Source organism: Paenibacillus sp. Soil750 (genome assembly GCF_001428045.1).
Lineage (GTDB): Bacteria > Bacillota > Bacilli > Paenibacillales > NBRC-103111 > Paenibacillus_E > Paenibacillus_E allorhizoplanae.
In genome coordinates this window covers 86156-108071 of the sequence record NZ_LMSD01000013.1, presented here as the reverse complement: position 1 = coordinate 108071, position 21916 = coordinate 86156, and the positions used below count along the sequence as shown (strand labels likewise).

Annotated in this window: 9 protein-coding genes and 1 pseudogene; 9 read left to right on the top strand and 1 reads right to left on the bottom strand. The window is 48.6% G+C overall.

From position 1 onward, the window contains the following. Positions 1 to 73 (bottom strand): annotated as a pseudogene (locus tag ASL11_RS38000) (PadR family transcriptional regulator); the annotation flags it as partial. 361 nt (positions 74 to 434) lie between these two features. On the opposite strand from ASL11_RS38000, the gene ASL11_RS17665 reads away from it, so the two are divergent. The 9 genes from ASL11_RS17665 (at position 435) to ASL11_RS17625 (ending at position 21916) form a co-directional block, all read left to right on the top strand. Then, positions 435 to 1403, top strand: coding sequence for an ABC transporter permease (locus ASL11_RS17665; RefSeq protein ID WP_056617383.1), 969 nt, complete (start codon positions 435 to 437; stop codon positions 1401 to 1403). Positions 1404 to 1426: 23 nt separating this feature from the next. Further along, positions 1427 to 2311: a carbohydrate ABC transporter permease gene (locus tag ASL11_RS17660; RefSeq protein WP_056617380.1), complete on the top strand. Its 885-nt coding sequence runs from the start codon at positions 1427 to 1429 to the stop codon at positions 2309 to 2311. 55 nt (positions 2312 to 2366) lie between these two features. After that, positions 2367 to 3914: an extracellular solute-binding protein gene (locus ASL11_RS17655; RefSeq protein WP_056617376.1), complete on the top strand. Its 1548-nt coding sequence runs from the start codon at positions 2367 to 2369 to the stop codon at positions 3912 to 3914. Between the two features lie 119 nt (positions 3915 to 4033). Further along, positions 4034 to 6319 carry a helix-turn-helix domain-containing protein gene (locus ASL11_RS17650; RefSeq protein WP_056617373.1) on the top strand — a complete coding sequence of 762 codons (2286 nt, stop codon included), beginning with the start codon at positions 4034 to 4036 and terminating at the stop codon, positions 6317 to 6319. A gap of 116 nt (positions 6320 to 6435) precedes the next feature. Beyond that, positions 6436 to 8130 carry an S-layer homology domain-containing protein gene (locus ASL11_RS17645; RefSeq protein ID WP_056617370.1) on the top strand — a complete coding sequence of 565 codons (1695 nt, stop codon included), beginning with the start codon at positions 6436 to 6438 and terminating at the stop codon, positions 8128 to 8130. A 2-nt stretch (positions 8131 to 8132) separates the two neighbouring features. Beyond that, positions 8133 to 12524, top strand: a complete 4392-nt coding sequence (locus tag ASL11_RS17640) for a family 16 glycoside hydrolase (protein WP_056617367.1) — start codon at positions 8133 to 8135, stop codon at positions 12522 to 12524. Between the two features lie 175 nt (positions 12525 to 12699). Next, positions 12700 to 14118, top strand: coding sequence for a glycoside hydrolase family 30 (locus ASL11_RS17635; protein ID WP_235550503.1), 1419 nt, complete (start codon positions 12700 to 12702; stop codon positions 14116 to 14118). A 274-nt stretch (positions 14119 to 14392) separates the two neighbouring features. Then, on the top strand, positions 14393 to 14800 hold the full coding sequence (locus ASL11_RS17630; RefSeq protein ID WP_056617361.1) for a hypothetical protein: 408 nt from the start codon (positions 14393 to 14395) through the stop codon (positions 14798 to 14800). Positions 14801 to 14995: 195 nt separating this feature from the next. Then, complete coding sequence (locus tag ASL11_RS17625) at positions 14996 to 21916, top strand: Ig-like domain-containing protein (RefSeq protein WP_056617358.1); 6921 nt, start codon at positions 14996 to 14998, stop codon at positions 21914 to 21916.

Below are 21916 nucleotides of genomic sequence, written 5' to 3'. Positions count from 1 at the left end.
CGGATAAGAGCCGTAGTATCATCGTATCGGTATGTCCGCGGAGCAGGTCGGATGTAATTTTGTTCTCGCTCATATCATCACCTCACATTTATTATAATAAGGCATAGTACTATGATTGTCAAGGTACTATTTTAAATAAAATACCTTGTTTGAAATAAAGCTCAATCCACCTGCCCATCGCCGAGCGGATAGGGCTTCTCCTCGTCTTTTCTTCTTCCCCTCATCACGAGTATAACAATGACTATACGGTGTTTGATGATGACTACCATGCGGCGAAAACCCTTGGTATGACAGGCTTTGCACGTTCGCATGAAACACGTGCAGGAATGACTATGGACGGCAATGGCGCGTGTTCCCTATGATGCAGAGGTAGCAATTGACGTGTTCGAACATGAACATCACCACTTCAGTCTGATAGGAAAGGAAGTGCAGTTATGCACACGGAATCAGCCCTAGCCGCGAGCAAGGCGTCCGCGACATCCGCGAGAGGGATACATCGTAAGCAACATGTGAAACGCTTGCTGCGTAACCGATGGCTGTATCTGATGCTGCTCCCTGGCATCTTATATTTTCTCATTTTTAAGTACGTACCTATGTACGGCGTTCTTATCGCTTTCAAGAATTACCAGCCGTTTCTCGGCTTCTGGGGCAGCGAATGGGTGGGGATGAAGCACTTTGATCGTTTCTTTGGAGACCCGCTGTTCTGGCGGCTGCTCAGCAACACGTTCATATTAGCGATCTATAATATTGTTTTCTTTTTCCCATTACCCATTATTATCGCGCTGATGCTGAATGAACTTCGCATTGAGCTGTTCAAAAGAACGATTCAAACCGTGGTGTACATCCCACATTTCATGTCCTGGGTCGTCATCGTATCCATTGTCTACTTGTTCTTCACAACCGAAGGGGGACTGGTGAATGAGGGGATTAAGTCACTTGGTGGTGAAAAGATTAACTTCTTGCTCAGCGCGGATTGGTTCCGAACGTTCATCACAGCAGAGGTGATCTGGAAGGAAACAGGCTGGGGGACGATCATTTTCCTAGCTGCGTTGTCGGGTGTGGACCCCCAGCAATATGAAGCTGCTCGCATCGATGGTGCGAACCGCATGCAACAAATGATGCATGTGACGTTTCCGGCTATTCGCTCCACGATTGTGATTCTGCTCATCCTGCGGCTTGGACATTTCCTGGACACCGGATTTGAACAAATTTGGCTCATGCTGAATGCGATGAATCGCGAGGTAGGCGAAGTGTTCGACACGTATGTGTATTCGACAGGGATTTCGGAAGGACAGTATAGCTATAGCACGGCTGTAGGATTGTTCAAATCAATTGTTGGACTGGTGCTTGTGGCAGCTTCGAACTTTATCGCCAAGCGAATGGGCGAGGAAGGTGTCGTGTAAGACAATGGAACGGAGGTTATCCCATGGTAAAAGATCGTTCGTTTGGCAGTAGACTGTTTGATACGGTCAATATCACATTGTTAACGGTGTTTGCATTAGTGACATTGATCCCTTTTATTTATATCGTTGCGGGATCGTTTGCGACCCAAAAAGAATTACTGCAGAGAGGCTTTATCCTGTTCCCGACGGAATTTTCGATGAGTGCCTATGAGTACATCTTCTCCACCGGTACGTTGATGCGCAGCATGGGCGTCACAATTTTCATCACGATTGCAGGTACGCTCATTAATATCATAATGACGTGTTTGATGGCCTACCCGCTGGCGCGGAAGGATTTGGATTACCGCAAACCGATTCAGATCGCTGTCATTTTCACCATGTTGTTTAGCGGCGGTATGATTCCTACGTTTCTGGTGATTAAGCAGCTGGGCCTGATTGATACGTATTGGTCTTTGTTGATTCCAGGCGCGATTAGCGCATTCAATCTTATCATTATGCGGAATTTCTTTCAGCAGCTGCCCGATGGCTTAGAGGAATCTGCCAAGATCGATGGCTGCTCCGATCCGGGAATTTTGTTCCGCATTGTCATTCCGCTTTCCCTGCCGGCCATTGCCACCTTCTCACTGTTCTACGCGGTGGGCCATTGGAACACTTTTTTCAGTGCCGTGCTCTATATTAATGATTCCACGAAATGGCCGATTCAGGTGCTGCTCAGACAGATTGTCATCATGTCAGATGGCGGCGGGCTGGGGGATTCGACTTCACTCGCAGCTGATTTCGTACAACCGCCTGAGCAAAGTGTGAAGATGGCTGTTATCGTTATTTCCACATTGCCAATCCTCATTGTGTATCCGTTTTTGCAAAAACATTTCGCCAAAGGCGTGTTGCTGGGTTCTGTTAAAGGGTAAACTGTTTCCACAGTTTCTCGATAGATGTATCATATAAAAAGGGAGGACGTTTATCATGAAAAAAAGGTTACATCCGAAAATGAGTAAGTCCATCGCATTAGCTTCTCTTCTAACACTGACTGCTGGGGTTGCTGCAGGTTGTGGCGGAGGAAGTAAGGAAGCGGTAAGTACCGATGCAAGCGCGAAGCCATCCGGTGCAACAACGGAAGCCGCGAAGCCCACAGCTCCTTATAAAATGTCGATCATGATGCCGAGCTTCAATCCGGAGCCGATGGCAACTGATGGTGAGATTTTCAAGAAAATTCAAAGCGTGACGAACACAGAACTGAAATTGAATTGGGTGCCATCTGCGACCTATTCGGATAAATTGAGTGCAACGGTGGCTTCAGGTGAGCTGCCGAGTGTAATTACCGTTTTGAATCAGAAGGTACCTTTCATCGTGAATTCCGTCCGCTCAGGCATGTTCTGGGAGCTCGGTCCTTACTTGAAGGATTACAAAAACTTGGGCCGCATGAACCCGATTGCCTTGAACGCGATTTCTATCGATGGGAAAGTGTACGGGATTTATCGAGAGCGCGATTTGGCAAGAGACGGGATTACCCTGCGTAAGGATTGGTTAGACAATCTGGGCCTACAGGTACCGAAGACGATTGATGATTTTTACAATGTGCTGAAAGCTTTTACGAATAATGATCCAGATAAAAATGGTAAAAATGATACGGTCGGACTCGTCGAGCAGCAAACGCCAGCGGGTTGGAGAGACATGTTGGCTTGGCATGGTGGACCAGCAGACTGGGAATTGAAAGATGGCAAGATGAGCCCAGCGCACCTGTCACCGGCGTATTTGGAAACGATGAAGTTCTACAAAAAGCTGTACGATGAGAAGCTGATCAATCTCGATTTCGCTGTAGTCAAAGACGGTCGCCAAGTGATGAACAAAGGAACAGCTGGAGCTTGGGTTGCTAACTTGAATGATGCGAACGGAATTGAAGAACAAGCGAAGAAGGTAGATCCGAAAGCTAAAGTCACAATAATTGGTGCATTGGAAGGGCCGAAGGGACTTCGCAGTATTGCTGGAACAGGATCCTATGGGATTTTCATGATTCCCAAAACATCTGTAAAAACAGAAACTGAACTGAAAGCGATTTTGAACTATTTCGATAAATTATCCGATAAAGACATGCAGAATATGCTCTATAACGGAATTGAAGGCCGTCAATACACGGTTGAAAACGGGGAATACAAGAAAACAGCAGATCCTAAATTACTCGTAGAATACGGGATGGGCGATTCTTCTCAGCTTGCTGTATTGAGAGATCAAGTGACAACCTTCGGTCCTGAGCTTGTTCACCAACGGGACAATGTATGGAAAGAAAATGCGAAAATCGCGATTGAGAATCCGGTAAATGCTTTTATTTCGGACACGGCTAGCGAAAAAGGCAAGGAACTGGATAAATTGATCGAGGACGCGAGAACGAAATTTATTATGGGCGCGATTGATGAGAACGGCTGGAACAAAGTAGTGGAACAATGGAAGCAAAATGGCGGCAGCAAGGTAATCGAAGAGTACACAGCCGAATATAACAAATCAGCCAAGAAATAATAAAAGTCTTGTGCCCCGCTGTCAGGGTCTGTGGTTTTCCCCATGACACAGATCCTATTTGTTATACTAGAGGAATTGGCAGTAACCGAGACTAGCCTGCTGAAGGAGACAACCGGGGCATGAAGACACATACTTACTTACGCAAATTAATCGTGCTGACGCTCGTTGTGGGGGCTTTTCCAGTTCTTATTTTGGGGTGGTACTCCTATACGTATTCCTCTCATACCGTTCTGGAAAAGGTAAACGAAAGCAACGCACAAATCTTGCGTCAAACGCAGCTGCGCGTCGAGCAAACCTTGAAGACTATCGATTACACGGCGTCGCAATTGCTGAATACCCCCCTGATGGCGAGCGCGATTGGCAAGCGGCTTACCATCACGGATGCGGAGCTTATCAACGATCTCTATGATAACCTTCTGGGGATACAGACCTTCGAGCTTGGGATCAAGGACGTCTTCCTGTATAGCCTGGAGAATGACTGGTTAATTAACAATTCAGGTTTTAACGAATATAGTCATGTGAAAATGAAGGATCTGTTGCGTGAGTTCGCTACGATGCAACCTGGCTCCAAGTGGGTCAGCATGGACTTATCCGAGCGCTATGATGCGGAATCATTGGTCGTGAGCAATAACTATACGATTATGAATGTGAAAAAGTGGCCGATCAACTCCCTGAAGCCTCAGGGGATGATGGCGGTTCTGTTGTCAGGGAAGGAAACGAACAACCTGATCGATTTAGAAGACGACAACATGGGGCAAATGTACATCGTGGATGAAATGAACAAGCTCGTTGCTCATCGGGATCGAACGTTGATCGGTCAGGATATGTCGCAAGAGGTGTTCATTCGGCACATTGCGGAATCTAGCGAGCCAACAGGACTGTTCAAGTCCAAAGTGCAAGACGAGGACATGTCTATTTCTTATCGTAAATCAGCCTACAATGGTTGGACTTACGTATCTGTGCTCCCAATCAGCGAGATGACGAAGCGGGCCAAAAGCATTGCATGGACGTCCTTATGGGTCAGTGTCATCGCTTTATGTACGTCTGTAATCATCGCGGTACTTGGTACACGCAGCGTGTATAGGCCTGTAAGGAGCATTTATCGCTCCCTTGCAGATGCCAAAACTTCCCGTGAGGCGAAGGACGAATTAGGCGTTATCAGCGAAGGCATACAATCGCTTTTGTCCAATCAATCGCGTATGCAATTTCAGTTAGAAGGCCAACAGGAGCATATGACGGAGCTGCTTGTTCGTAAAATGCTCACGGGCGAGGCGAAGTCATCCGAGATTCAAGAGCGACTCCAGTATTATGGCTATACCTTGGAATGGGATAAAATGCGCGTGCTGCTCTTCCAAATCGATGATTTAGCGGAAAGTCGGTTTGATGAGAAGGACCGTGATTTACTGCTCTTCGCTATCAGCAATATTGTTTCGGAACTAGTGCCAAGTCAAGAGCGACTAGCTCCAATCGTTTTTCAAGATGCGGTGCTATTGATTGCTGGGACGCAGACAGGTTCTGAAGAAGCCTTCAAGAATAAAGTGTTCGATATGGCCGTAGCGATTCAAGAAGCGGTGAAAGGTTACTTATCCGTAGAAGCGAGCGTAGGCATTAGCCGGAGCTTCACGCATTGGATGGATGCGGAGCAAGGCTACGCGGAATGCGTAGTAGCGCTGAAATACCGCGTACAGCTTGGGAGGGAGGCGGCATTGTTCATTGAGGACGTGCAGCCTAAGAAAGGCAAGGAGAGTCAATATCCGAAGGAAGCTGCAGCGCAGTTAATAGATGCGATTCAGTCGTCAGATAAGACGCGTGCACATGAGTCGTTAGCGACATTCATTGAGAATGCCTCCAAATCCGTCGATAACCACAATGATTATCAGCTTTCACTCGTGCGTCTGTTGGTCGATTTGATCCGTCTGTTACAAGATTCCGGCATCTCGTTATATGCGCTGAATCAGAAGGAGCGTTCCTTGTTCGATGAACTGCTGCACCTTCATGCTGCCCGCGAGATTGAAGCTTGGTTCTATGAGCAAATTGTGGAGCCTAGCATCGGCTTGCTGGAAGAGCGGAGAGATACGCAGTTCCGCACGATTTCGGATGAGGTGAAGCGACTAATTGAGGAAGCGTTTGATACGGATTTAACGTTGGAAAAATGCGCTGCACGCATTAATTATCACCCACAGTACATCAGTCGGGTGTTCCGTCAGGAGACGGGGATTAACTTTGCCGAGTACTTGGCTCAATACCGTCTCGATATTGCCAAACGTTGGCTGCGTGAGACGAATATGACGGTCACGGATATCGCCGAGAAGCTCAAATACAACAATCCGGCGAATTTCATTCGCTATTTCCGCAAAATGGAAGGCATAACCCCTGGACAGTATCGGGGTAAACCAGAGAAGTAATGGAAAGGACTTTAGGAACAGGTAGTCTGCTGACCTAAAGTCCACCTTCATCACGATTTGGAAAGCGCTTCCTTATTATATATCCAACTATTTTGATGGGAACAGGAGGTAATTTGGTGTTAATAAAACGATTAACAAGTATGCTATTGCTCTTCGTATTGCTCTTCACGGGAAGCATTGTCGATGCAGCTGAGCCCTCAACGAGCCTTGCTGCGATCGGACAGAAAAAGCAGGGCGAATCGTTGACGATTCAAGGAATAACGAGCTTGCAGGAAGTCCTCGTTCAGATTATGCGACCGAATCAAACGATGTTGGAAATGGACCAACTGACGAAGGCGGAGCTGCTCGCGGGAATGACGGTAACATTGCCGACGAATGCACCACTGGGGGGTTATACGGTGAAGGTTGGTTCTGGAAGCGATGTGAGTGTGGCAACGTTCTTAGTCATTGCAAGTGGGGGCGGTGATCCAGATCCAGGGACGGATCCGGGAACAGATCCAGGTACAGACCCAGGAACAGATCCAGGTACAGACCCAGGAACAGATCCGGGAACGGACCCAGGTACAGATCTAGGAACAGATCCTGTAACAGATACCACGACAAAGCCTGAGCTTCCTGCCGTGAGGCCTGACGGCATCGGTGAGCTGAAGCTTCAAGCTGTGAGTAGACCTGACGCAGCTGGCGTGGCGAAAGCGGCTGTGACACTCGAAGCGCTAGACAAGGCCTTCGCCAACGTGCAGGGCGCTGCTTCGTCCAAACTGACGCTGAACGTGCAGAAAGTAGATGGTGCGCTAGCCTATGAGACGACCCTTCCGGCGGCTGCACTAACCGCAGGAGGCAGGGTCCGACAGCTGACGCTTCAAACCGAGTTCGGTACGATAACTTTGCCTAGCAACATGTTTACGACAGAGGAAATGGCAGGGAAAGCAAATGTGTCTATCACATTGCGTCATATCCAAGCAGATAGCTTCTCGGGGCAAGTGAGGGAAGCAATTGGCAATCGGCCCATCGTGGACGTTCATGTGAAGCTTGATGGTAAACCTGTGCCTTGGACTAATGTCCAAGCGCCTGTCAACGTATCGATCCCGTACCAACCTACGGTAACGGAGCGGAATCACCCGGATAACATCACGGTTTGGTATCTTGATGAGAGTGGAAAGCCCGTACCTGTGACAAGTGGCAAATACGACGCGGGCACTGGGCTAGTGACGTTTACCACCACACATTTTAGCCAATATGCCGTCGTCTACGTGACGAAGACGTTTGGAGATATCGCCAAATTTCCATGGGCTCAGAAGCAGATAGAGGCCCTCGCAGCCAAAGGAATCATAGCAGGAACTTCGGAGCAGGATTTTTCTCCAGCGGCCTCGATCAAACGGGCTGATTTTGTCCTGCTTCTCATGCGGACATTAGGAATGACAGCGCCAGCTGGGGAAAGCTTCGCAGATGTTAACGCCAGTGATTACTATCACGATGCGATTCAGACGGCAAGAACGCTTGGCATTACCCATGGCTTTGGCGATAACCAGTTCAAGCCGAACCAAACCATTTCCAGACAGGAAATGATGACGTTTACAGCGAGAGCACTGACCATCGCGGGTAAGCTGAAGTCTGCCGGATCTGGTATGAATTTGGCCGCATTCAAGGACGCAGCTGATGTAGCGGGCTATGCTTCAGAGAGCATCAAAGCACTGATTCAGCAAGGGATCATCGAAGGCAGCGATGGCTTGCTGTTACCGTTGGCTAGTACGAGCAGAGCGGAAGCAGCCGTTATGCTGTACCGGATTTATCATTTATCGGGAGGTAGGTAAGGATGGGATTATTTAAAAAGCATTGTGCTGCGCTGACCGCAGCCCTCATGCTCAGTTCAGTTGCCATTAGTTTTGCCCCGCAATCTGTCCATGCAGCGAGTGTAAACATGGAGGCGGACTATGCGGTCTCCGAAGGGCCGCTCGTAAGAACGGAGCAATTTAATAATACGAATTACACCCCTTTGCCTGTTCATGTCGTGGATGAATTGAAAGGGATTAAGACGAAGGTCGTAAGGGATTTTGTCAAAATCAACTGGTATTACAATAAAGATAGTGCGAACAGTGATTATTTGGCCTACTCCATCGACGATGCACGAAATGCGACGAATCCAGATTTGCTGAGCGCACGCAAAGAAACGTATGATTTCATGTCACAATTTTCTGATTCCCTCCTCATCTCCCTGGCGTATTCCTATGGCGGCGATGCGAATCCGGAGAAGAACCGTTTGATCGCGGGCGAAACGACGATGAATTGGCCGGAATTTGACAAGGCCATGAAGAAAATTATTTATACGTTGAAGGAAAAGAATCCAGAACTTGAGTACATCGAGGTCGGCAACGAACCTAACCTAGAGCCAGCATTTTACGGGCATACGAAGGATGACATTCCCGGTTATATGCGCATGTATCAAGGCATGTCGGAAGCTGTGAAATGGGTCAATACACAAGGACTCACGGGCCATTCCGTTAAGGTTGGAGGACCGGTGTTATCCGGATATAACTTTGACAAGCAGAAGCAGTTTGTTGATATTGCTTATGCCAATGGGTATCAAGTGGATTTCGTTTCTTGGCACCGCTATCAAGAGGATGTGCGGATGAATGAGACACAGGAAATTCAGATGAAGGGCTACCTGCATCAGTTTTATCCGAATGCGACCACGATCGTGAGTGAGTACGGTTGGAAGGGCGGTGGAGGCTTAAGCGATGCGACGAACAATGTCGGCCTCGCCAAGCAAGCGGCGTTCATGACGGATTCGGCCTACTTCTATGCGCGTGGAGGCACTGACATCCCGATGAACTGGGTCGCAGTGCACACGCTTAACGCCTATTTCAAAAACCAATTCGATGTCGACTATGCGTTAAGCAACGGGGATACGATGAATTGGCAATCTTTTACCAATAGCGATCCTAGATCCTTGCAGTATTTGAACTTACGCGGTTGGCGTGAATCCGCTTCGACCTCGAAGCCGATGAAGATCAAAGAGATTCGTTTCTTTGACAGCAGCAATAATCTAATCCCGATACCGAATGCGCTAAATGATCCTAGCATTGCTGCTGTAACAGACAATGACGATGCCACACAATTTACGCAATCCGACTATTGGACGTGGTTGAAGTTTGATTTAGGCTCCAATGCACCAGCTATCGCGAGAGTTGATATTAAATGGGGGAACACGGATATCAATACGTTTCAACTCATCGGAACGAGTGATAAGCTGAAATATTACGAGGTGCTCGGTCATACCTTTTTCACACCTTATTTCAACACAATGCGCATGTTTGCTCAGTTGGGGGATACGCGCGTTAAAGCTAGCGGCGGAAGTACGGACATCTATGGGACACGGATGTTAGCCACGAAGAATAACGATACCAAGGCTACGATGATGGTTTGGAACAAGCAAGGTGACGGCACAGCATCCGCCAATGTGGATATTAGCGTGAAGAATTTACCTGCGGGCTTCCAAGGGAAAAGTGTGCGGTACAAAAAAATGCTTGTTGATGAGTCCCACAGTAATCATGCGTATAACAAAATAGATGACCTGCAAATGGTTGATGAAGGGATCGTCAATCTCACTGACACAATCGTGCTAAGCCAAACGCTAGAGAAAAACGCGGTCATGCTCATCGAGCTGGAAGCCGTGGATCCGAGCATTAAGAATATCGTGTCCGCAGGTAAAACGGTAACCCTATCTCCCGGCATGACGGGCGGGGCCAACCTGGTTGATGGCTATGAGACAACGGCAGCGGTCGCCGCCACCAACACGTATCCGCAAACGGTAACCGTCGATCTAGGGAAGTCTTACCAGCTTGCGGGGATGGGCATCGATTGGACGAGTAGTGCTTCTAGAGGGTACACCTATAAAATCGAGACTAGTTTGGATGGTGTCAATTTTACACTAGCATCGGATATGACATTTAGCTCGAACCCCGCCTACGTGCCGCCTTTGGGAAATAGTCTGGCGTGGTTCACCGGGAAAGCGCGTTATGTCAAGCTAACGGTAACAGGCTCTACGTACGATGGCCCGCTATCGATCAATGAAGTAAAAGTATTTGCAGATGGGATGTACAAAAATGGCTTCGAATCCGTCGCGGATCGGGATACTTCCGCTTGGACGATGACAGGGTATAGCAGCGCCTCCACACCGTGGACATTCGCAACCGACAGCGTGACGAACAACACTTACGCAATTCCGGTAAATACGTATGGCACAACGCCTAGCTTTGCTATCCTTGGGGATGACTTAAAGGACTACGGGGTGGAAGCGCGTGTAAAGGTGACGAATAGCAGTTACACAGGTAATGTGCAGATGGGGTTGCTGGCTAGAGCGAGCACGTATAATAGTCAGTATTATTTTAAATTAATGAGAACGAGTACGACGAATCAAGCTATTCTGGAAAAAAGAATCAGCGGAACGACGACGGTTCTTGCGACGATTGATTTATCAACACCGATTGACTCGTCGAAATGGTATAAGCTCAATCTGGAAACGATCGGTACGACAATTAAAGGGTATGTCGATGGTGTTCTTGTCATTGAAACGACGGATACAAGCCGTACGAGTGGTAAATTCGGATTGCGCAGTCATGATGCTTTAGCGAGCTTTGATGATGTGAGGGTATATCCGATCGTACCGTTGCTTGGCAGTATCCAAGTAGATGGCGTGACGATCAATGGCTTTGATCCTAAAATCAACAGCTACACGGTACTTGTGCCTTCTTCGACGAGCACGGTGACGGTTACTGGCTCAGCCTATGGGACTGGCAGCATCTCCGTTTCGCCAGCTTCAGGGCAAGTGACGTTTGATGCGGTAGGACAAGAGAAAACCTACACGATTGCTGCCTTATCCAGTGAAGGGAATGGCGCGAATTATTATTCGCTTAGGCTTAAGCAAGCCAGCTCTGATGCGACGCTAAGCAGCTTGAGGCTGTCCGTTGTCACTGATCCATTGACATCTCCAGGTCAGAAGCTGCCAGCCATGAGTATTGCACTCATCCCAGGGCAAACGGAATATACGATTCACGTACCTTCCAGAACGAATTATGTCAAAGTCGTTGAGGCTGTACCGACAGCGAGCAATGTGTCAACAGCGCAGATCTCAGATGGCGTTATGGTAAATGGAACAGGTACTGCGAAGGTGACGGTTACCTCGGAGGCCGGCACAACTACGGTATATACGCTGCATTTGGTAGCGAATGCAGAGGCTCCGACCGGAGCGGTGCTTTATCAAGAAAATTTTGAAAATGGCAGCTTCAATTCCGATCCTTCTACAGGGTGGAACAATGGGGCAACACCGAATGGTGCCTCCTCGCATTTGCGAGTCGTGGATGAAGATCAAGGTAAGGTGGTTGAGAAATATACAACGACGAGTATGGCCTTTACCGTGGGCCAAAGCGCATGGACGAATTACGATGTGCGGGCAAGAGTCAAAGCGCAAGTCGGGACGTCACTGCCAGGCGTGATTGCGCGGGCTTCTGATGATGCGAAGAACTTCTATATGCTGCGTATTCACAATGGCACCAATGGCTTAGCGGGCGGCAGTACGGGCTATGTGTCCTTGGGCCGCATGGTGAATGGCAGTCTGAAGGAGCTGGATAGCAAAAAAATTCCTTATCCTTACATCGTCGGGAATTGGTATCAATTGAGGCTGGTCGTGGATGGCAGTCATCTTAAGGGCTATGTCGATGACAACCTCATTTTCGATGAAATCGATAATGGCGCCTTGTTTTCCGTGAATCCGCCTGCATTAACACAAGGGAAGGCGGGTATCCGAGTCGCCAACCAAGCAGCTAGAATCGACGATTTTCTTGTGACCGAATTGACAGATGACGTCGTTGTCGTGCCGCCAGTTGAAACGCCAGTACCATTTTCCATAGAAGGTCAATTGAACAGAAGTAATGGGCTTAGTGCGAGTGTACTTGTTAGCCGTACACCAAATGCAACTGATCATGCGGGTACGGAAGTTGTCTTTTTCCAACTGCTCAAAGGCACAACACCTGTTTCTTATGTCGCAATGGAAAACGATATTGGCACCGGGAATCGTGTAGTTGGACACTTTGATGTAGCGGACCCTGATAATCTGAGCTATCACGTGCATGCATTCGTGGTTAGTTCATGGGATCTTCTGAATGAAAGCTTGCCGGTTTCGTTATCGAATAAGCTGGACATGAAATAAATGAAATAGACAGGCTGTAATCCGACATAAGCGTCGTGGTTACGGCCTGTTTCTGATGAAAGTCGTGATATGACTATAGACGACTACATTTGAATCCGCTTACAATTACGTTGTCTTCAGCGGTACGCGCGGCCGAGGGAGTACGCTATAGGTGAGGAGTGGTAATCAATTGAACATGAATCGTTCGAGCTTTTCGATCAAAGTAGTGATGATGCTTTTTACTGTTATGATAGGCTTCACGTGCTTACCGCTCAGTATCCCGATTGCCGCAGCAGCCGATACGATTACCCTTACGAAAGGGACGACATACCAGGCGATTGATGGTTTTGGAGCGGCGGCGAATAAGCCCGTGTACGACTTGCAGCACACTATGAGCACGGCGAATCAAAGCGCCATTCTAGATAAACTTTTTCTCAATAGCGGCTCTAATGCTGGACTTACGATGATTCGTTGGGAAATCAATCCTTACAAGCTAAGTGAAGATTCATCAGGCATTGAGATTTCCTATTGCGGATGGAACAATTGTACAGAGGACTGGACCACGGATTCTCACCAACGGTGGTTTGCAGACCAGGCGTTGTCGCGCTACAGTGCTATGCAGTTCTATGCCGTTCCATGGAGCCCTCCTTCGTGGATGAAAGACACAGCTACTGTAAAAGGCGGCCATTTGCTTTCTGCCCGCTATGCGGATTATGCGAACTATGTGGCGAGATGGGTCCAGAAATATCGGGGAGATTTTGGATACAACATTAAATGGTTAAGCGTTCAAAATGAACCGGATTATGAGAATCCCCTATGGGCAACTGCACGGTACTTTAACGCAGAAATGGACAGTGTCATTGGTGAGGTTGACAGCGCTCTAACCAGCAAAGGGATTAGGTCGCAGGTCAAGCTAACGTCTCCTGAGGCCACATCGGAGAATGTCGCGATGAATTTTCTGAACAATATGCCAACGAACAAAAGCCTCGTGGACTATGTGGCCTATCATAATTATGGCAATGACAATAGCACGCTTTATGCTGAAACAAAGCCAAAATTAATGTCGGAATATAATTTTAAGGACGAGACGAATAATCTTTGGGATCCTGGCAACACGACCTACGATAACCAACAAGCGATTGATCTCGCAGTCCGTATTCATCGTGCACTGACCACCGGCGGCTCGAATGCGGCCAAAGGGTTCTTGTATTGGTGGAGTGTTGGCAGCAATGAGAGCCTGGCACAACAGTTGATTAATCTGGACACGAGCGGAGGCACGTACGAAACGAGTAAGGTTTTGTATGCGATGGGCAATTTCAGTCGAGTAATGAGGCCTGGCTATGTTCGTATTCAAACGGTATCCAGCAACCCGTCTTTATTGGTCGTGGCGACGAAAATCAACTCAACCAGCAAAGCGCAGCTCGTCGTCATCAACACCTCATCGTCGGATATCACGGCTACCGTGAGTGGGTTCAGTACATCCGCTACTGCAGCCTCCAAGCTTAAAACCAGTGCTACCGATAACCTTACCAACATGACCGATGTGACACTTGTAGGGGGATCGTTTACGCAAACCTTTTCAGCCAAATCGGTCTATTCTTTTTCGGAGAAATAGGATCAGTTAGTCCTTCCGTACCTTTCGTTGCGGGCCAACTGCTGCCGACAAAAAGCGCAGACTTTAACGCATCAAGCCAAAGGCTGCTTGGCCAGCGGTATGCGGATGAAATTTTGAATTCATAGTAAAGGGTTATGGGGCTGCTCCTTTGGGGTAGCCTCTTTTGCTTATTGTTCAACAAGTCGAGGTATTGGTAAAATGAGAAATATAGGAAATATTCAAGACATATATGGAAAATATAATAAAAGCCGGAGTGGTTCTATAGGGAGGTAAGATGCGAATTCATATAATGATTATTCTTTTTCTAATTATAATTACTGGGTGTATTACTACAACCAAAGCATTGACCCTTGAGCAAGTAATTGCAGCTTTTCAGGATGAGGGGATGCAACTCCATAAAGCAGATGGAAATGAAGAGAACATATTCCAGCAAGGCATAAACGAGGTAACTCCGAGCTTTTACCAGTTGTCTGATGGCGTAATTTACTTTTATATATTTAATTCAGAGAAAGAACGGATGAAAGGTCTTGAAGATTTTTATCATAGACCCGTTGATTTTGTAAAACATAAAGCGTTCGTTATCAATAATGTGCTTATATTTTATGTCTATGGGAAGAATCAAGGCAATGAAATGGATGAAAAAATTAATGTTACTCTCGCAAAACTGAAGAGAACTAATTAGCTAGTATGAATAAACAAGCCACTCCATTGGAGTGGTTTTATCTTTATATACGGATGATGTGAAAAAGTCAAAATTTTGGAGTGAAATGTCATATTATTGGAGCCTACCAGGAAAAATCATAAAATATAATGAAAAAGCGCATTGGAAAGCGCTTTCTTATTTGGGGCGATACCAACATTTTAGGGAGGGGAAAAATTGAGCAAGAACTTACAGCAGTTATTCGCATTTATCCTCATCGTAGCGCTCATGTGCAGTGCTATTCCGAGTGGCAAAGCTTATGCTTTGGAGAAAAGCGAGGAGCCAGGATTGCTGGCTTGGTACAAACTGGATACACCTTATGATCTTAACGGCAAGAACGTGGCAGAGGATTCCTCCGGACAAGGCCATCATTCCATCACTGCAAACGGCACTTGGGTCGAGGATGGCGGTGTACACGGAGGAGCTCTATCGTTTAACGGCGTATCCGATCTGATTCAGCTGAATTTGGGGTCGACGCCAGCAGGATCGTACCTGAAAGATGCCTTCACTGAGCATTCCGCTTCGTTATGGTTTAAAGCCAACGATACGCAAAAGCTGCAGGTACTGTACGAACGTGGAGGCAATGCGTCGGGTATGGCGTTGCAATTGAATGCGAACAGGCTAGAAGCCGCAGTTGCGAGCGCCGACGTGAGGGGTATTGTATCGGTCGATTTTACGGATACTGCCTCTTGGCATCATGTGATGGTTACATTCAATAATGGCGTGTTCACACTGTACCTGGATGGGAAGGTAGCGGCCACTAAGACCGTGCCATTTACAAAAGTGAACACGGCGCTTAACGAAGCGGCCATCGGTGCAAAATTCGCGGTCTATGCATTCGGTGGGGATAACCAGACTGGGGGTTGGTTCAATGGGATGATCGATAATGTACGTTTGTACGACAAAGCGGTTACACCATCGATCGAAGTGACCGGTGTAAGCTTGAATAAGGCGCAGTTGACCACGACGGTTGGCGAATCGGTGTATCTGGGCGCTTCTCCCCAGCCGTCATTCGCGACGAATCGAAATATCACCTGGACTTCCAGCGATGAATCTGTCGTGACGGTTGCCGTTTACGGTTCAACACAAGCAGCTATTGAAGGCAAAAAAGCGGGCAGTGCAACCGTTACCGTGACAACGGAGGATGGAAATTATACGGCTGCAAGCGTTGTAACCGTACTTCCTGCACGGATTTCCATGCCCTTCGAGGGATTGGACGCCTGGTACAAGCTGGATGCGCCATACAGTTATAACGGCAAGCAAGTTGCAGAGGATTCCACAGGTAATGGGCATCATTCTGTAAGCGCTATCGGATCTTGGCTGCCGGATGGTGGTGTTGACGGGGGAGCCTTCTCTTTCAATGGATCGACAAGCACCATTCAACTCAATACAAATACAATGTCCTTCTTGAGGGATGAGTTTTCCGCATTCACCGCTGCGATGTGGTTCAAGCCGACAGATTTGAACACCAGACAGGTATTGTTCGAGCGCGGAGGCAATGGGGCAGGATTGGCTATTCAAATTAACGGAGGGAAGCTCGAGGCAGCGATTGTGAATAACAAACCTGCTATTGATCGCGTCATTCTTTCCACAGCGCTGACTGGTGCAGACCAATGGCATCACGTAGCTGTCGCATTTGGCAACAAATCCTTTAAGTTATTCCTAGACGGACAATTGGCGAAAGAAACCACGACGTCTTTCGATAAAGTTGCCGCAGCCGCTAACGAAGGGGCGCTCGGTGCGAGATTCGCCGTTGACGCTTTCGAAGGACCGGCAACCGGGGCCTATTATAACGGGGTTATCGATGATGTACGATTGTACAATGCCGCTGTCGAGCCTATCTTAGGTGCCGTCCACCCGCAAAGCGTCAGTCTGGATCGGGCAGCGGTCACGGTTGGGGCCGGCCTTACGCAGGTTCTGACTGCAACAGTTTTCCCGAGGCATGCGACGATTCAGGATGTAATCAGGACTTCCAGCAATGAATCCATTGCGAAGGTGATGTCGAAGGGCAGTCTGAAGGCATCTGTGCAAGGGGTATCGGTAGGTACAGCGACAATCACCGTGACGACGGTCGATGGGAAATACTCGGCGCAGAGTAGCGTAACCGTTGAGAATATTCCGGTAGCGGGGGTCGGTCTTACACCTGCGGCAGCAGAAATTCTGATAGGAACGACACAGGCCTTAACATCGACAGTCACACCGACGAATGCAACGAACCAGAGGGTGAATTGGTCTTCTGACAACCCAACTATCGCATCGGTTAACGAAGCGGGTGTCGTTACGGCACTTCAGCCAGGTACAGCGACGATTATCGTAACGACAGTAGATGGCGCTTATACGGCTTCTGCGGTTATGACAGTTAAGGGGATCTCGGTCTTGACGATCTCTCCGAATCATTCGAAAGTTGAGTTATCGGTGGGGGGGACGCATTTGTTGTCAGCCGTCATCTGGCCTAAGAACGCCACGAATCGGAATGTATCCTGGTCAACCTCCGATGCTTCTGTGGCAACGGTTGATATGAACGGCTGGGTGACAGCTGTCGGACTGGGCAGAGCGTTCATCACGGGAACAGCGGAGGACGGAGGCTTGTCGGCGAGCAGCGAAATTACTGTAATCCCTTCCGCCATTGAGAAAGTAGATAACCTGTTCAGAGTCGGTTCGGGGTCCGACCTTGGCAAGAAGGCTACCCTCTATGATGGAACGATTGAGAAGTATAACGGTTACTATTATGCGATGGGAACCGGAACTTTGGGGAAGGTGTATCGCTCGAAGGATATGATTCACTGGGAAAGCCCGTATCGGTTAATTTCGAATGACCCGAGTACGATGCCGCAGGCGGTGACTCCATCCGATCACAACGAATTAGGCGCATCCGATTTGTTCTTCCATAACGGGGTGATGTTCTATATCTACAATGGTACCTCACTGATCTACGGGGACCCTAGCAAGATGAATACGTCGCCGAATTTCGAGTATGCCCTCAAGGATAAGAAATATGATGATGGGATTGACCCACAATTATTCGTTGCGCACAACGGAGATTTAATCTTACTGCGCAAGGTAAATCCGGACGAGGTAGACCCTAATACCGGGGCAGCAAAGCCGGCGAATGCCGGTGCATGGCTCTGGGACGTGCAATCCTTCTTTAATGAGAAGGGCAATCCGGGCCGAAGCAAAGCGATCGAAACGGTTCATACACAGAAGGGCCACTGGGCTAATGTGAACTTCGTGAATTTCGAAGGACCGGAGTTATTTTACCATAATGGCGAGTATTACATGCTGTATGTCGGAAATCAAATGTTCCCGGAAACAGGACTGTATGAGACCGGGGTAGCGCAAGCCGATAGCTACGATAAAATAACGAATGCTTCCAAATATCCAGGTAAGCTGCTGGCACGCAATATTGAGGGGCTGCTCCTGAAATACAACGTCATCCTGCCGACGGCCGAGCATGGCAGCCAGCCATATCAATATACCTTTAATGCGCCTCAGGTAGGCTGGAACACGGTTGGCTCAGATATGAACGGTTGGACGACTGGAGAGGGCGGCTTCGGCTGGCCGGATACGAGAACGGGGAAAATCCCAACTATTTATAACAACGGGAAAACAGCGCCATCCGAGATTTGGGCACACCCGAGCGGTCAAGACTCCATGTGGGCAAAACGCTCCTTCCATCTGGATGTAGTACCTGAGACCACGGTCCTTCGCTACCGTCTGGAAGGGTATGGCAAGTTGTATGTAAACGGCAAGCCATTCTACACATTCGGTGGTCAGCAGCGAGCCTATAAAATGGTTGAAGTTCCCGCTGATATGCTTCAGCCCGGCGAGAATGTGATCGCCGTAGAGATCAGTAAAAATGGCGGGGCATCTTTGAATTACTACCATCTAGATTTTGGTCTGTATGATACGAACGGGCATCCTGTGGAACCCGACATTATCGGACCATCGCAACCGAATATGATTAAGGGGCCGAATGGTTTTGAGGATTGGGTTACCTATAAAGCTTTTTGGAACAGTGATGAAGGGCAAGGGAAGGATCGTGTCTACTTCTGGGATCAAGAGATGGTCGTTGATGGACCAACCTCCTATGATTCGGAAGGCATTCATCCGGAGGCTTGGACACCAACGTTCCAAGACAGGTTCGATTCGGAAGACAGCTTGCAGCATTACGAAATGCCGGAGACTGGCGTATCGATCGATAGCGAGGCGTTATATGTGAATGCGCCTGGCGATTCGAAACAAGTGCTGCTGAACGGATACGAAGCGGAAAATGTGTTTGTAGAGGCTAATCTTCGATTCAATGACAACGATTTTGGAGATGAGGGGCAAGCCGGTATTGTTGCCTGGCATCAGGATGAGAACAACTATGTGAATGTGTTGATCGATCGCAATGACCGGAAACTTATCGTCGATTCTCGCATAGACGGTGTTTCGGAAAGTGCGATCACAGATTTACCTTCGAAGTTCGCGTTCATGGAAAATGACTCGCGTGTTAAAGACTTTGCAGAGCAATATCATACGCTCAGAGTGTACAAGAACGGGTCCAAATTGTTTGCGGAATTGGATCATTACACGCTTAACGACGATCGGCCGGTGTTTGAGCAGGAGGCAATGGCTGCTCCTGGGCGAATCGGCTTGATCAGCAACAAGGCGAACGTTCGGATGGATAACGTAACCGTAACGACTGGTTGGAGCGAATACGGTACGTACATCAACGGTTGGGATGAATCATGGTCGGTTTCGGAGAAAGGCTTGCAGTCCCCTGCTGCCGGGGAAGCGATCACGGTCAAGGGTGATCGGACGCTCGGCCATGAACTTTCGGTCAATGTAAATTCGGGAGCCTTGCCAGACAGTGGGAAAGCGGGCGTCATGCTGGAGTATGTCGACGACCAAAACTACGTGACGGCAAGTACGAACTATGCCACGAACGAATTCGAGTTGCGCAAGGTCGTGGATGGTCAGGAGGAGGTCATGGCCGTCGCTCCCACAGCGAGAGATACGATCTATGGGCACAGCAACTACGCAGAGAACGGCCAGCGTGAGTATGTGTACGATCTGCGTGCAGAAGCGGAAATTTCATCGGCAAAAATTTTGTGGTTCAATGGCTTGTTCCCATACATGAACAAGAACTTTGAGCTGCCCGATTCAACATCGGCAAATTTCAAGTTCGACAGTCAGAAGGACGGTTGGAACTCGGTACCATTTGCGTATCAAGAAAAGGGAAAAGGCGCGTATCATATCGCCGACTTTACGGATCCTGTAAAAACTAGTCAACTTCGACTGAGCGTGCCTTCAGATTTGAATCGCCCGTTCTCCTTCGCCCTTCGGGAAGAGATTAGCGCGCAAAACTTCTATAAGGTGGTTCGGTCAAAGGGGAAAATCTATGTCTGGGTGAACAACAATCTAATCTTTGATGCAGAGGATCCTTTCGAAAATAGACCCGCACAGGCTGGCCTTTATTCAGATGGGATTCAGGCGACTTACAACGCCTTTACCAGCTTCGACGTATCGGGACAACTCTCCACTAGCGACAACGGCGGTGCTTCCTTGGCCGTGAAAGCGGAGGTTACCGGTGAATCCGGTAGCAACAGATGGTACGTTTCGGATGTACAGGTTACTTTGCGTCCGGAAGGCGAAGGCTCGGAACGTGCCAACATGTTCTACAGCCTAGATGCGGGAGACACATGGCAAGCGTATAGCGAGCCGATAACGATTTCCGCTGAAGGCCTCAATGAGCTTCGCTATCACGCTGATGATGGAGCCGGTAATAAAACGGAGACCGCAACGTTGACCATCAGCATTGATAAGACGGCGCCGGTCATCACGTTAAATGGACAGTCCAACGTGACCGTACCATTCGGCAGTACTTATCGCGATCAAGGCGCAACGGCAACAGATAATATCGGTCCAGTAGGCGAGATTATTGTCACAGGCGAAGTGAATACCAGCACAGCAAGTACCTATACGCTGCGATACAATGTCATCGACCAAGCAGGGAACGCTGCTGTGGAAGCGGTACGCAAGGTGACGGTCGAGGAGGAAGAGGATTCTTCCGGAACAGAGGAGCCTGTCGACGAAGGCAACCAAGCGGAGGAAACCCCTGTCGGAGAAAGTACTGCGCCCCCATCTTCCGGGAGCAAGGAACAGCAAACGGATGTGAGCCCGGAAGAAAGCAAACAGTTGGAGCTGGAAGGCGGAGTAAAGATTCAAATTCCTGCTGGCGCCGTGTCATCGAAGGGGACGATCCATATCGCGGTCGTCGCACCAGACCAGATTCCCGCGAATGGCGATCTTCAATCGGTCAGTCAAATTTTCGAATTATCCAGTACGACGGGCGATCGGTTTTCAAAGCCGCTTGAGCTTTCATTCGTCTACGAAGCCAAGCAATTGAAGCCAGGGAGCCAACCGGCAGTCTACTATTATCACGAAAGCCAGAAGCGTTGGATATTCATCGGCGGAACCGTAAATGAAGACGGAACGATTAGGGTGAATGTCGATCACTTCACAAAGTTCGCTGTCTTCTCCCATGAACCAGCAGAGATGAAGGATATGGCGAATCATTGGGCAACAAGCTACGTTCGTCGTCTCGCAGGGATGAATGTCGCAGCCGGATACCCTGATGGAAGCTTCCGACCGGACGCAACCGTGACGAGGTCCGAATTCACTAAGATGCTGGTTTCGGCATTAGGTGTTGAAGTGGCTTCCCGCGACACGAACTTTTCGGATGAAGCGGTTATCCCATCTTGGGTGAAGCCGCACATCGTGGCCGCAGTGGAAGCGGGCCTGATTCAAGGTTACGAGGAAGCCGGCACGATTAGCTTCAAAGGCGATCTCACCGTGACGCGGGCGGAAGCAGCCGTGATGACGGCAAGAGCTTTGCAGATTTACGGAAACGGTACCGCGGGCTTGACGAGTAAAACATTGAGCCTGAAAGACGCTTCGGACATTCCGTTCTGGGCGAAACCATCGATCGATAGGGCTCTATCCGCGGGCATCCTGAATGGTTACGAGGATGGCACTTTCCGTGCGGGCCAAACAACGACGAGAGGCGAAGCAGCTGCCATGATTTACAAATTGCTGGCCGCGTTGGGAATATAG

What these genes read in the sequence shown, in the direction of transcription:
- ASL11_RS17660 (WP_056617380.1), top strand. Translation starts at nt 1,427, where the DNA reads ATGGTAAAAGATCGTTCGTTTGGCAGTAGACTGTTTGATACGGTCAAT.
- ASL11_RS17640 (WP_056617367.1), top strand. Translation starts at nt 8,133, where the DNA reads ATGGGATTATTTAAAAAGCATTGTGCTGCGCTGACCGCAGCCCTCATG.
- ASL11_RS17635 (WP_235550503.1), top strand. Translation starts at nt 12,700, where the DNA reads ATGAATCGTTCGAGCTTTTCGATCAAAGTAGTGATGATGCTTTTTACT.
- ASL11_RS17655 (WP_056617376.1), top strand. Translation starts at nt 2,367, where the DNA reads ATGAAAAAAAGGTTACATCCGAAAATGAGTAAGTCCATCGCATTAGCT.
- ASL11_RS17630 (WP_056617361.1), top strand. Translation starts at nt 14,393, where the DNA reads ATGCGAATTCATATAATGATTATTCTTTTTCTAATTATAATTACTGGG.
- ASL11_RS17650 (WP_056617373.1), top strand. Translation starts at nt 4,034, where the DNA reads ATGAAGACACATACTTACTTACGCAAATTAATCGTGCTGACGCTCGTT.
- ASL11_RS17665 (WP_056617383.1), top strand. Translation starts at nt 435, where the DNA reads ATGCACACGGAATCAGCCCTAGCCGCGAGCAAGGCGTCCGCGACATCC.